Source organism: Psychrobium sp. 1_MG-2023, from assembly GCF_030689115.1.
GTDB lineage: Bacteria > Pseudomonadota > Gammaproteobacteria > Enterobacterales > Psychrobiaceae > Psychrobium.
This window is the reverse complement of sequence record NZ_JAUYVJ010000019.1, coordinates 20,885-34,503: the sequence shown is the minus strand read 5'-3', so window position 1 is coordinate 34,503 and position 13,619 is coordinate 20,885. Positions and strand designations below refer to the sequence as shown.

Below are 13,619 nucleotides of genomic sequence, written 5' to 3'. Positions count from 1 at the left end.
TTAATACACTATAATTTAACTGTTTTATTTAAAATAAGCCATCTAACTTGTTTTTGAGTTTATCTTTAAGCTTATCTTTTGCCTTCTCTTTTTCCGCATCGAGTTTACTTTTTAATTTTGCTTTCTCAGCATCAAGTTTGGCTTTTAATGCACCACTGGTATCAAGTCCAAACTTAGGGTCAGAAAAGCTTCCGCTGACTTTCAACGGAATAGCAACACCAGCCATTTCATTAACATCCGCCCCTTGCCCTTGCGTGCTTCCAACCAAAACAACTTTTAAGCGATAATCAATAAGCGATTGAATAATATCAGCAGTTCCTTTGCCATCCAAACGAATAAACGGTGACACCATATCCAAGCTGGTATTATTAAACACACCATTATCAATTTTAAATTGGCCGACAAGCTCAGTAAAATCAGTTTTTTGCTCTTCAGTGGCTACTGTTTTATCACCACCAGTTAAGCTAGCCTTTGCCGAGCGTATTTTTTGAGGTAAATTAATGCCAAATAGTGCGCCATCAAGTATCTTAAAGTCACCAGAAGCAGCAATATTTTTCTTTATTTTATCAACCGTTAACCCTTGACCTTTTGACACCAACTGTGACTCTGTTGAACCCGCCAATAATGTCATGTCGGCTAAGTCTTTTAATAAAGGTTGAATTTGTACCCCTGTCAGCCAATGCTTATAAACGTATGAATTTCGTCCGTTGTCATGAGAAACAGTCGCTAACACACGCAATTGACCGTCGTATAAATCAACGGTTAACGGTGTGATACGTGCTTCACCTTTATCGACTTTAACCGTTAATGCTGTCTTACCCAGTGATAACCCTTTGGCTTTAATCCCGGCAATATCCAATTGACCATCAACATTGAGCGTATTTAAAAAAGAAAGATCAGGCTCCACTTGTGGAGTAGGTGCTTGCTCAGAATCAGTTTCCGTTGCAGGTGGAATAAATGGATTAAGATCCCACTCATTACCTTTAAGTGCAAACTTAACGTTGGTTATTTTGCCAGTACGAGCGCTCAATTGCCCATTAAGTTGAAGTGAATTCGCTGCAAGTGAAAAATCATTCACATTGAACTCATTAGACTTTAAATTTGCTTGGATATTTGCTGCAATATTTACGTTTATATTTGTTGGGAGTGCTTGACCACGTAAAGAACTAATTAAGGTTAAACCTTCCAGTTCTAGCTGTTCAAGATTTTGATCAACGATAACGCGGCTCGTAATCTTAACATCACCCTGTAAATCGTTGGTTGCAAGTGCAATGATGATTTCCAATGGAGAGCGTTTACCCAATTCAAATTCACCTAACGAAATCTCTTTCACTTCAAGGAGCGTTTGTGAGTTTACCGCTAAGTCTTGTAATTCGAGTACAACATTAGTAATAGCAATACCACCAAGGCTTACATCAAGTGAGTTACTGCTACTAGTTGATGGCTGTTGCGCACTGTCCGCTTTAGGTTCTTTATCACCTTTTGACATTCCATCTAAATTTGATGTGCCATCGGCATTTGTAATTATGTTTAGACGAAGACCATCAAGTTCAAGTTTCCCCAACGAAACAGTACCTGTTAGTAAGGGTAATACTTCAACAGAAATAGCCGCGTGCTTGAGTTCAACGAGATGGTCACGATTAAAGCCTTGCGGATTAATGATGGCAACACGACCAGTTTCAATTCCCAGAGTTGGAAAAATACGCCAGCTCAGATCGCCATCAAGCGATAATTCACGATTGATTGTTTGGCGGACTTGCTCCTGAATCTGGGGCTTATACTCATTAGGATCAACTAAGGTGACTAATCCAATCACAGCAATAACTATTATCCCAACGATAACAGCCAATATTTTAAATAATAATTTCATCGAATCTTCCTATGCTAGCGATGTTTTGTATTATTGTAATACCAAATACACCGCCCTAGTATAATTTTATGAAATTAATAAGTATTAATTGAGATTTAAGGGTTTATCAGTGACCAGTACGCCGTTGAGATCAGCATAAATGTAGCTACCAGGTTTTATGACTTGCCCAGCGAACTCAATGTCAACATCTTGATTGCCCGCTCCTAGTTTCTCTGTTTTTACAGGAATCGTATTTAGGGCTTGCACCCCTATATTAATTGTGGCGATAGTCCCAGCATCTCGAATGGCACCATTTATCACTAACCCAGCCCAGCCATTATCCGCTGCAGCCTGAGCTAGCATATCTCCCAATAAGGCCTTTCTCACTGAACCTCCGCCATCAACCACAATCACTCGACCTTTACCAGGTTGGTTAACTAACGATTTCACCACTGAATTATCTTCAAAGCATTTGACCGTGACTACTTCGCCACTGAAAATTGATTTCGCGCCATAACTGGTAAAAACGGGGTGTAACACTCGCACTTGTTCCGGAAATTCGTCACATAAATCAGGGAGAAGATCTAACATAAGTATCCTTAATTAATTAAAAAATAAGCAGCTTAAAAGCTGCTTTATTAGATATTTCTAAGGATAGCGACCAAGCAGTGCAATGCATAGCACCACTTTAGTCAAAGAACATTTAGCTTGGGTAAACGTTCGTTAGGTATTTGTAGACGTTATCGGCAAGGGTTTCGTCACATGCTAATGTGTTTAAAGCATCCGCTAAGTGCTCATTATCTTCACGACCATTCCACACCTTAATGTAGCTGCCATCTTTGTAACCGTGGTCTTGTCGGAAGTAGTTAAGTACATTTTTACCAATATACCACTTATACAAATCAGCGAAGCTAAAGTCTACAGCGCCCATCAATTGACAAAATTCAGTGTAGGCCATCTCAGAGATTGCAGATTTACCCACTAACGCTTTAGCTAATCCCAGAAACTCTCCCTGCTCTGTAGACTGTTCAAAGTATGGTTGCCATTGCGTAACACTCTGTTCAATTGCACTTTCCAGTGCGATGCCTGGGTGACGTTTTAACTCAGCGCTCATTAAGAAGTGCCAAATATCAACTAATTCAAGTTGTACTTGCTCAATATCAGGAGTCTGGTGCTTCCACCATTTCCAGCCGTAATGATCAATCATTTCGGCACCTTCAACTAGCACTGCACAATGCCAGTCTTGGCTTTCATCTTCAATCCAATTAGGGTTGATTGCAGCATTAAGCTTATTTTGCATACTAAACATTTGAGTTAGTTGGCTGTTCATTATTATTCCTACAAGTAACAGTTATTATTTTTTCTGTGGCGCATCATAGCACGCACGTAAGACATCTTGCATCTGCGAAAGTCCCTTGCGACGGGTATATTCGATATTACGCTCCGGTATCTGCTCAGGGCGCAAAAAATTTGCTAATGCTTTCGTGATGTCACCTTCTCGGATCAGGTGCAATATGGGATAAGGTGCTTTGTTGGTAAAGTTAGCAGCATCTTGTTCGTTACTATCTGCAAAGCAATAATCAGGGTGAAAACTGGCTAATTGATACACGCCTTCATACCCTTCGTGATAGAGAACATCTTCTGCTTGTGTCACTAAGTCAAGGTAATCGGCAAAAGTTAGAAAAGGGTCAGAAAACAGCATCAGTGTCGTTGCAATCTCAGGTTGCTGATCAAGTTGCTGACAATGCCTGAGTAATTGCGCTAAATATTGCTCAGTGTTATCAGGCTTTGCAACAACATAATTAACCCGCTGAGAAGCAACTTCCGCTTTCGCAAACGGGCATATATTCATTCTAACTATCACTGAATCAACCCATGATTGACAATGCGTTATCATCATCTCGGGTTGTTCTGCGTATTGTTCGCGCATTTGTTGTTGAAACTGTTTAAATGACCCACTCATAAACTATTTATTTGTACCCTGCTCTGTGTCTTCAGCGTTAACACTTTCAGTTGTCTCGCTGTCGAATTCAGGTTGGCGACCTTTTAAAGCACGTTCTACATTTTTAGCATTTAATGCCAAGTAGATTGTTAACGCTTCTAAGTCGTCTTCTTTTAGTTTTGGTAATACGTTATCGTGACGCAACAGTTGTTGTAAAATTTCGGCATTGTCGAGGGCTTTATCATAGGCATCAGCGGCTTTCTTGTCGGCAGTACGCAATTTTTCAACCCCTTTTTTGTCTTTCACAATATATTCTATTTCAATCATTATAACGCATCCTTAAAATGTAATGACTAATTGTACTGTATAAAGAAACAGTATCACAAGTATTGATTGGCAATTAAGCTAAATAAATGAGTACTAGCGGTTTTGTAAAAACAACGTTCGAAAATTATTGCTTGTCACCGTTGCTAACTCTTCTAAACTCACTTGCTTTAGATCGGCTACATACTGTGCCACATCACGCACAAAGGCAGGTTGGTTTTCTTTACCACGGTGCGGAACAGGTGCTAAATAAGGGGCATCAGTTTCGACTAATAATCGGTCTAGCGGCAAAGCACGCACAACATCGCGTAATTCACTGGCATTTTTGAAGGTGACGATGCCTGACATTGAAATATAAAACCCTAAGTCCATAGCTTGTTTAGCCATCTCTAGTGTTTCTGTAAAGCAATGGAGAACCCCACCTACTCGATCAGCATGTCCTTGTTTCAAAATATCAATGGTTTGCTGGCGTGCATCACGGGTATGAATAATCAACGGTTTGTTAATTTGTGTGGCAACCGCAACATGATCAATAAAACTTTGCGTTTGAACATCCAGTGTCTCAGGGGCATAAAATGCATCTAAACCCGTCTCACCTATCGCAACTACTTTTTCATCTTGCGCTAACTTTAGTAATTGTTCAGGATCGGCTAACGACTCTTGATACAGTGGGTGTTGCCCACAACTTGCATGAACAAATGGGTAAGGACGGATCGTATCTAGCATTTGAGGGTAAGTGGTTAAATCAACGCTAACGCATAGCATTTCATTTACGCCTTGTGCTTGAGCATTGGCAATGACGTTATCTAACTTGCCGTCATAGAGTGAAAGATCAAGACGATCAAGATGAACATGGGAATCAATTAACATAGTTTTAGTTATTCTAGATTATATGGTTGAAGTTACTTCAACGGAGTTAAGTTTACGGTTAAGTAGTTTTTCAATTTCAGTACGAAGTTGGATTTGAGCTTCACTCAATGCCACGCCAACACCAGCAGGCCTTCCACCTTGTGCACCGACGGGGTTAACCCACACTACTTTAGCTTCGAAAGTAGTAGCTTCGAGATCATCAGGTAAGGTAACGGATACTTTAACCGTGTCACCTAAATCAACTTTGACATGTGTGATCAAAAACAAGCCGCCATTACTTACAAACGGCATGTAATTACGGTAAAGCTGTTGTGTATTACTAAATTCAACACTAAGTTCTAACATGGTCATCCCTTTTGTTCTTATGTTTTTATAATGGGCCGTGAGTAACTCACTTCAGTACTGTTACTTTAGGCTTAATTCTACTATAAGTTGTTGAAGTTGTAATAGTGGATTTATCGATGGCGTCTTATTTATCATCTCTTTTAGCGTCACTAAACCAGCTGATAGCTTAAGTAAGGTGTCTGGCTTCACTGAAGGCTCACCTTGTGCGACATTTTCTTTAATCAGCCGTTGATTTATCAGCTGTAATAAACGAATGACTTCAACACCACCAAAACTGTCTTGAGCTATTTCTAGCTGGTTGACTAAATCTCTGGTTGCTAAGGCTATCACATCTGGCTGATTACTTCGCTGTGCAAGCGACGTTATTAGCTCTATATAGCAATGCTCAACTTGAGCTATTTGCTGATAGGTCCCTTCTTCTATTGCGGTAAGATTTCTTAACGGCGAGTTTTCAAAACTAAATAACTGCTGTGGCGTCACAGCAACATTCGTTTTCTTTGTAAGCCAAGCGGCTAACCGCTGTGGGTTAGGTGTTTTAATATTGAGTTTATAACAACGACTAGCAATAGTGGCCGGTACGTGATTGAGCTGTGCACTTGCTAATAAAAAATAAACTCCCTGAGGTGGCTCTTCTAATGCTTTTAATAATGCATTAGCTGCTGACTCAGTTAACAAATCGAGTTGCTCAATCGAAATAACGCGCACAGTAGATATTAACCCAGTCTCATTGACCTTAGACGTTGCATAGCGTATCTGATCGATACTAATTTGCTTTTTATCATTAAGCGGCGCGATAAAATAATGATCTGGATGACTCCCTGCCTGAAACAGCAGACAGGATTTACATTGTCCACATGCCTTATTAGCAACAGGTTGGCTACAAGTAACTCTTTGAGCGAAACGTTTAATCAGCTGTCGTTTTCCCAAGCCAGCTACACCATGCAACAACGTGGCATGGTGTAATTTACCCGCACTAAGTTGATCAACCAACTGAATGTAATCAGCTCTTAACCATGGATAAAGGCCCGGTTCTACGTTCGATTCCATCTGAGTTGACATTAGATTTTATGCGCTTGAATGAAAGAATTAAGTACTTTTTCAATAGCTAGCGCAACTTGTTCAATGCTTTGTGAGGCATCGATTAATTTAATCGTTGAGTCTCTATCCGCTTCGCGCAAGTATACATTGCGAGCACGCTCAAAAAAGCTGAGCTCGTTAAGCTCGATACGGTCTAACTCACCACGAGCACGCGCACGAGATAAGCCTAAACTAGGATCAATATCGAGATAGAGAGTCAAATCAGGTCGAAAGTTGCCTAAAACCGCATCACGAATTGGCCCCATAATATCAGAGAGCCCACGACCACCGCCTTGGTATGCTTGCGAGCTTAAATCATGACGGTCTCCAATGACCCATTGCCCCTTTTTCAGTGCAGGTTTGATCACGGTTTCGACCAACTGACTGCGAGCTGCATACATTAATAACAACTCGCTTTGAATGGTTAGCTCTTCTTCAGGGTGCGGCTCTTTGACTAAACGACGCATCGCCTCAGCTAACGGTGTACCACCCGGTTCGCGAGTAGTCACAAAGTTACCTAAGTCATTAGCTTGTAATACCTGCTTAATTTTTTCAATGGCAGTGGATTTGCCAGCACCCTCTAGGCCTTCAATTACAATAAACTTTGCCATGTTATTCTTTTCCATTATTATTTTTAATGCTTATTTCGTGCAAGGTATCGCCTAAGCGCACGATTATGTTCAGCCAGATTAGTTGAAAAATTATGCCCGCCATCCCCACTCGCTACAAAATATAAGTAGTTAGTGTCTTTCGGATTTAGCGCTGCTTCAATTGACTCCCAGCTCGCCATTGCGATAGGTGCAGGAGGCAGACCTTTAATGACATAAGTGTTAAACGGATTTTTGTCACGTAAATGAGCACGAGTAATATCACCATTATACTCATCTGCAACACCATAAATCACCGTAGGGTCTGTCTGTAATCGCATGCGACGCTTTAATCTGTTATTAAACACGGATGCCACGGTGGTGCGTTCGCTAGCAATCGCCGTTTCTTTTTCAATAATTGAGGCTATCACTAAGACTTGTTCAATATTTTCAAATGCTAAATTTTCATCACGAGTTTGCCATGCCGTGATTAAATTTTCCTGCAATCGTTTTGCAGCACGTTCTAAAATATTTAACGCTGGTGTCTGATCGGTAAAATAGTAAGTGTCAGGATAAAATTGACTCTCAATATGAGCGAAAGGATACTTTGTTTGATCGAGTAACGGGATCGGCTCAAATGAAAAATGCGCACTGATTGATTCTAACGTTAAGTTACTACTATCAATGTGTTGATGTTTCTTTAGCGTATCAAGCCACTGTGAAAAGCTATGGCCTTCAATCAAAGTAATAGCATACTGCGTTTCAACCCCACTCACTAATAGCTGTAACAACTGAACAGGTGTGAGCGATTGACTTATTTGATAGGTTCCTACCTTAAGTCGACTTAAACTAGGCTGTTGCTTTAATAATGCCTTATATTGCCATTGTTCCATCGGCTCTTTCGCCAAATTAAGTCTGCTTAACACACGAGCTACATTATCACCGGCAACCACTTTAAACGTCTGGGGTTTCAATGTGGTTATTGGCGTATGAGTAAACTGATCATAATCTTGCCATAATTTTATCAATAAGCCGCCAACAAGGAGCGCACAGATTAAGACGAAGAAAGTGATTCGTTTTATCCAGTTCTTACTCGGTGTGGTTTGTTCAGTCATACTGCTCTCTAAACTCTATACTAAATTACGTTGTAATTGCTGTGTGATTGGACCAATACTATAAGCATGTTCGGCGATTGCGGTGATCGGAACAACTTTGATCAGGCTATTTGAGATAAATATCTCTTCAGCACTAACTAAACTGCCAAGACGAAAACGGTCTATTTCATACGGGATCTGCTGCTGTTTTAAATAAGCCAAAATATGTTGACGCATTACCCCATCAACACCAGCAAAATCTAATGCTGGTAGTTTGACAGTACCATCACTAACCCAAAACAGGTTTGCCATGTTAGTTTCTACCACATAGCCCTGACAATCTAACACAACAGCATCGGCCCATTGCTCTTGATCTATTTGCTGCCTAACCAACACTTGCTCTAAACGATTAAGGTGCTTAATACCCGCGGTTAAAGGGTTTAAGCCAAGCGCAATAGTACTCACGCCAAGATTCAAACCATGCTTAATATAATCGTCATACGAGGTAGGGTATGCACTATGACTCACTATAACACTGGGTGTATCACAACCGAGACTGCTGTAGCCACGTACCCCTTGACCACGAGTAATGATCACTTTAATGACGCCATGCTCGATCTCGTTGGCTAAACTTGTTAATTGTTCAATCAATTGTCCGAAATCAATCTGACTCATAGCTAACTGTTTAATACCATTTTGCAATCTCGCCAAATGGCGTTCAAACAAACAGCACTGCCCTTTTTCCACCAGCATTGTGGTAAAAAGGCCATCTCCATAAGCCAAGCCACGGTCATTTATTGCAATGTTGTCACAAGCTTTACCATTAAGCCAAGTCGAAGCAGTCATTACTTATCATCACTTATACGACTGGCCACAGCCCCACTTTGCCCTTTGTACTTGGCATCAGCTCGTTTGTTATATGGGTTTTCAGATGGACTTGACAGCATTTCAAAGTTTAACGCACCGATTGGCATCCCTGCACGCAATGCTAGTGGTAGTTTTCCAGCATTAATAAATTCAAGGACGATATTGCCTGACCAGCCTGGATCGATTCGGTGCGCTGTTACATGGACCATCAAACCAAGACGCGCTAACGACGAGCGTCCATCTAACCAGCCAACAATATCGGCAGGCAGTGTGACTGACTCAAGAGTCATCGCTAATGCCAGTTCACCCGGGTGTAAAATAAACGGCTGATCATCGCTTAATACAATTTCATCGCTCATCACACTATCTAACGCTTGCTGTACTTCATCTTTTGGGCCACTAATATCGATGTAAGGTGCATTGTGCCCTTCAAAAACTCGAAACTTGTTCCCTAAACGGACATCAACTGTGACACCACTAATGCTTTGTTCATTAGGTTGTGGCTCGATAACAATCTTGCTATCGGCTAAATATTTTTTAATTTCTACATCACTTAAACGCATGTGATAACTTCCTAGTTAACGATTTAGTAGTCGATGGATTTCTGATTTAAGCATTTCAATTGCAATACGATTTTTACCACCTCTTGGCACAATAATATCAGCGTATTGCTTTGACGGCTCGATAAATTGTAAAAACATGGGGCGTACTGTTTGTTGATATTGCTCGAGGACTGAGTCCATTGTTCTGCCACGCTGTTGCACATCTCGTAACAATCGACGAGTTAAACAAATATCTAACGGTGCGTCCATGTAAATTGAGGCATGGAAAAACTTACGAAGTTCAGGATTCGTGAGTAATAAGATCCCTTCTAAAACAATCACACGCTTATTGCCCATGTGTAACGTATCAGGCAATCGTGTATGTGTCGTATAACAATACTGCGGTAAATCGACAGGTTCACCCTGTTGTAAACGCAGCAAGTGTTGAACTAAAAGGTCTTGCTCAAGTGACGCGGGATGATCATAGTTAGTCTGAACACGCTCTTCCATGGTCAATTGTGACTGGTCGCGATAATAATAATCTTCATTAATAACACCGATTTGATTACTACCTACTTCATCAATAAGCTCTTTAACGATGGTTTGTGCCAACAAGCTTTTTCCTGACGCTGACGCACCAACAATTGCTATAAATATACAATCTTTCATTTTATTCCTCGATCACAATTGATGGTATTGTTAAATCTGTTTGGTTTAATTTTATTGCGGCTGCTTGCGCAATGGTTAAATAGTGATGAGTGATTGACGAGGTCGGGTCACTTACCACGGTTGGCAACCCGTTATCAGCGGCTAAGCCGATTGTCGGATCAAGAGGTAAATGGCCAAGTACACTGACTTTATTATCTTTTGCAAGTTGCTCGCCCCCTTGTTTACCAAAAATGTGGTCCTCGTTGCCGCAGACACTGCATTGGTGATAGCTCATGTTTTCAATCACACCAAGGACGGGAACTTTGACTTTATTAAACATGCTGATGCCCTTTTGTGCATCATGTAACGCTAAGTTTTGAGGTGTTGTGACCACAATTGCACCTGAAACAGGAACTTGGCCAGACATAGTTAGTTGAATATCACCTGTCCCCGGTGGCATATCCACAATAAGGTAGTCTAATTCGCCCCAGTTTGTTTCAAATAATAGTTGTGATAAAGCCTTGGCTGCCATCGGCCCTCGCCAGACAGTGGCATCATTTTTGTCAACAAGATAACCAATCGACATAGTGGTTAACCCGTGCAACATTAAAGGGCTCATTAACTTATCATCTGTGGTATTTGGCCGCTGATCTTCAGCGCCAAGTAACGTCGGTAATGATGGACCATAAATATCGGCATCAAGCATACCAACTTTGGCACCACCGTGACGAAGAGCTAAGGCCAGATTAACCGCAGTTGTCGACTTTCCAACCCCCCCTTTGCCTGATGCAACAAGTACAAGTTGTTTTATATTGGTAATCTTATCGCTGCGATTTAATGACTTAATCGACACCGATAATGTCAAATCAATGGTATCGAATTTAACGGTGTTCGCTAAGTGAGTCGATAATTGTTGTGTGATCTCTACTTGACGGTGGACACAAGGAATAGTCAACTCAAGCGTCAGAATTAAACAACGTCGTTTGAGCTTAACTTTTTGTACTTGAGCTATATTGAGAAACGGCTGGTCGGTATCTAAAAATTTCAACTCTTTAAGCGCGCTTTGTAACTGCTTTTTTAACTCTGCTTCACTGGTGCCAAACAAGCCCATAAGATTCCTACTAATAATAAGCTAATTATTTGCTGCGCATTGTACCTAAGTTATCAAAGCTAATCGATACAAATGCTTAAATTGAGATGAATTTGACTAACCTTTGCGGTAAGATGTCTCACATTTTTAACAGTCTCAATTTACCGTTAACTCAGATTGTCACCAATTCGCTCAAAATTACACCAACGCTTAACGTTGGTCAGTATTTTGCCGAGACAACTTAACGCTAAATTACAATATTTAAGGTGAATTAAACCGTGACTGCAGTAACGCAACCGACTCGACAAATATTAGTAACTAGTGCTCTACCTTATGCCAATGGCCCAATCCACTTAGGCCATATGCTTGAATATATTCAAACTGACATCTGGGTACGTTTCCAAAAACTTCGTGGCCATGAATGTCATTATGTTTGTGCTGATGACGCGCACGGTACACCGATTATGTTAAAGGCGCAGCAGTTAGGTATTACACCTGAAGAAATGATTGATAAAGTGAACGCTGAACATCAACAAGACTTTGCTGATTTTGGCGTGAAATTTGATAACTTCCATTCAACGCACAGCGATGAAAATCGTCACTTTGCGGAGTTGATTTACAACCGTCTTAACGACAACGGCTTTATCTCGACTAAAGTCATCGAGCAATTATTTGATCCTGAAAAGCAAATGTTCTTGCCTGACCGTTTCGTTAAAGGTGATTGTCCAAGTTGTGGCAGTGAAGATCAAAATGGTGATAACTGCGATAGCTGTGGTGCAACTTATAGCCCAACAGAACTAAAAAACCCTCGTTCAGTTGTTTCTGGTGCCACGCCAGTGTTAAAAGAATCAGAGCATTATTTCTTTGAACTTCCTAAATTCGAAGGCATGTTAAAAGAATGGACACGCAGTGGTTCATTACAAAGCGAAATGGCGAACAAATTAGCTGAATGGTTCGAAGACGGCCTCCAAAACTGGGACATCAGCCGTGACGCGCCTTATTTTGGCTTTAATATTCCAGGGACTACCGACAAGTTTTTCTATGTGTGGCTAGATGCACCAATCGGTTACATTGGCAGCTTTAAAAATCTTTGTGACAAAAACCCAGATATTGATTTTGATGCGTTCTGGTCAAAAGACTCAACCGCTGAGTTATACCACTTCATCGGTAAAGACATTATCTATTTCCACAGTCTTTTCTGGCCTGCCATGTTAGAAGGTGCAGACATCCGTAAACCTACCAGTGTCTACGCGCACGGTTTTGTTACAGTTAACGGTGCGAAAATGTCTAAATCTAAAGGAACGTTCATTAAAGCACGTACCTATTTAGAGCACTTAAACCCTGAATACTTGCGTTATTATTACGGTGCAAAATTAACCAGTAAAATCGATGACCTTGACTTAAACCTAGAAGACTTCGCACAGCGCGTTAATTCTGATCTGGTTGGTAAAGTGATTAATATCGCCAGTCGTTGTGCAGGCTTTATTACCAAGAAGTTTGACGGTACGCTTGCACCAACAGTATCAGAAGCAGCGCTTATTGAAGAGTTTATCGCTGCGCAAAACGATATTGCGGAATTATATGAAGCGCGTGACTTCTCAAAAGCGGTTCGTCAAATAATGGCATTAGCCGATAAAGCGAATCAATACATTGCCGATAAAGAACCGTGGCAACTAGTTAAAGACCCAGCAAAAGCCGACGAAGTACAGCAAGTCTGTAGTGTGGGTTTAAATTTGTTTAAAATCTTAACAACTTATTTAAAACCTATTACGCCAAGCCTTGCAGAACAAGTCGAAGCGTTTTTAAATGTTGAGTTAACATGGGATAGTATTAACCACCCGTTAACTAACCATAAGATCAATAAATTTAAAGCAATGATGCAACGTGTCGACATGAAGCACATCGATGCTATGGTTGACGCGTCTAAAGACAGCTTACAACCGGCGGAAGTTGCAGCGCCTGTACTAGATCCAAACTCACCTTTGGCTCAAGATCCGATTGCCGATGAAATCAGCTTCGATGATTTTGCTAAGATTGATTTACGTGTTGCACGTATTTCAAAAGCTGATCATGTTAAAGGTGCTGATAAGCTATTGCGTTTAGAATTGGACTTAGGCGGCGAAACACGCCAAGTGTTTGCAGGTATCAAGTCTGCATACCAACCAGAACAACTTGAAGGTAAAATGACCGTAATGGTCGCTAACCTTGCGCCACGTAAAATGCGTTTTGGCATGTCAGAGGGCATGGTTTTAGCCGCCGGCCCTGGTGGTGAAGATTTATGGATCTTAAACCCAGAAGATGGCGCTCAACCAGGTATGCGGGTTAAATAATTAATCTAAACTAATGAAAGTATGAAAGCCGCGTTAATTTAAGCGGCTTTTTTG

Annotated in this window: 15 protein-coding genes; 1 reads left to right on the top strand and 14 read right to left on the bottom strand. The window is 40.9% G+C overall.

What is annotated here, in order from left to right:
• Nucleotides 1–28: 28 nt before the first annotated feature.
• From Q8W26_RS11085 to apbC, 14 genes are all read right to left on the bottom strand, one after another.
• Nucleotides 29–1,870, bottom strand: coding sequence for an AsmA family protein (locus tag Q8W26_RS11085; RefSeq protein ID WP_101214189.1), 1,842 nt, complete (start codon nt 1,868–1,870; stop codon nt 29–31).
• A gap of 84 nt (nt 1,871–1,954) precedes the next feature.
• Nucleotides 1,955–2,440 (bottom strand): putative 4-hydroxy-4-methyl-2-oxoglutarate aldolase, encoded by a 486-nt coding sequence (locus Q8W26_RS11080; RefSeq protein ID WP_101214188.1) that lies wholly within the window; start codon nt 2,438–2,440, stop codon nt 1,955–1,957.
• Between the two features lie 112 nt (nt 2,441–2,552).
• The gene (locus tag Q8W26_RS11075) at nt 2,553–3,179 is read right to left on the bottom strand and encodes a dUTP diphosphatase (RefSeq protein ID WP_101214187.1); all 627 of its coding nucleotides are present in this window, start codon (nt 3,177–3,179) and stop codon (nt 2,553–2,555) included.
• A gap of 24 nt (nt 3,180–3,203) precedes the next feature.
• A complete protein-coding gene (locus tag Q8W26_RS11070; protein ID WP_305473375.1) occupies nt 3,204–3,812 on the bottom strand; it encodes a DUF1415 domain-containing protein in 609 nt (202 codons plus the stop codon).
• Nucleotides 3,813–3,815: 3 nt separating this feature from the next.
• Entirely contained in the window at nt 3,816–4,118 is a 303-nt protein-coding gene (locus tag Q8W26_RS11065; RefSeq protein WP_101214186.1) for a YebG family protein, read from the bottom strand.
• A gap of 93 nt (nt 4,119–4,211) precedes the next feature.
• Nucleotides 4,212–4,985, bottom strand: coding sequence for a TatD family hydrolase (locus Q8W26_RS11060; protein WP_101214185.1), 774 nt, complete (start codon nt 4,983–4,985; stop codon nt 4,212–4,214).
• A gap of 18 nt (nt 4,986–5,003) precedes the next feature.
• The gene (locus Q8W26_RS11055) at nt 5,004–5,330 is read right to left on the bottom strand and encodes a PilZ domain-containing protein (protein ID WP_305473372.1); all 327 of its coding nucleotides are present in this window, start codon (nt 5,328–5,330) and stop codon (nt 5,004–5,006) included.
• Nucleotides 5,331–5,390: 60 nt separating this feature from the next.
• Entirely contained in the window at nt 5,391–6,377 is a 987-nt protein-coding gene (gene holB, locus Q8W26_RS11050; RefSeq protein WP_305473370.1) for a DNA polymerase III subunit delta', read from the bottom strand.
• An 11-nt stretch (nt 6,378–6,388) separates the two neighbouring features.
• Nucleotides 6,389–7,018, bottom strand: a complete 630-nt coding sequence (gene tmk, locus Q8W26_RS11045) for a dTMP kinase (RefSeq protein ID WP_101214182.1) — start codon at nt 7,016–7,018, stop codon at nt 6,389–6,391.
• Between the two features lie 23 nt (nt 7,019–7,041).
• Nucleotides 7,042–8,109, bottom strand: coding sequence for an endolytic transglycosylase MltG (gene mltG / locus Q8W26_RS11040; protein ID WP_101214181.1), 1,068 nt, complete (start codon nt 8,107–8,109; stop codon nt 7,042–7,044).
• A 15-nt stretch (nt 8,110–8,124) separates the two neighbouring features.
• The gene (gene pabC / locus Q8W26_RS11035; RefSeq protein ID WP_101214180.1) at nt 8,125–8,934 is read right to left on the bottom strand and encodes an aminodeoxychorismate lyase; all 810 of its coding nucleotides are present in this window, start codon (nt 8,932–8,934) and stop codon (nt 8,125–8,127) included.
• Entirely contained in the window at nt 8,934–9,518 is a 585-nt protein-coding gene (gene dcd, locus Q8W26_RS11030; RefSeq protein ID WP_101214179.1) for a dCTP deaminase, read from the bottom strand. Before dcd ends, pabC begins: the two co-directional genes overlap by 1 nt.
• A 15-nt stretch (nt 9,519–9,533) precedes the next feature.
• Nucleotides 9,534–10,166: a uridine kinase gene (gene udk, locus Q8W26_RS11025; protein ID WP_101214178.1), complete on the bottom strand. Its 633-nt coding sequence runs from the start codon at nt 10,164–10,166 to the stop codon at nt 9,534–9,536.
• 1 nt (nt 10,167) lies between these two features.
• Nucleotides 10,168–11,256, bottom strand: coding sequence for an iron-sulfur cluster carrier protein ApbC (gene apbC, locus Q8W26_RS11020; RefSeq protein ID WP_101214177.1), 1,089 nt, complete (start codon nt 11,254–11,256; stop codon nt 10,168–10,170).
• A 257-nt stretch (nt 11,257–11,513) separates the two neighbouring features.
• On the opposite strand from apbC, the gene metG reads away from it, so the two are divergent.
• Nucleotides 11,514–13,565 carry a methionine--tRNA ligase gene (metG, locus tag Q8W26_RS11015; RefSeq protein WP_101214176.1) on the top strand — a complete coding sequence of 684 codons (2,052 nt, stop codon included), beginning with the start codon at nt 11,514–11,516 and terminating at the stop codon, nt 13,563–13,565.
• Nucleotides 13,566–13,619: the final 54 nt, after the last annotated feature.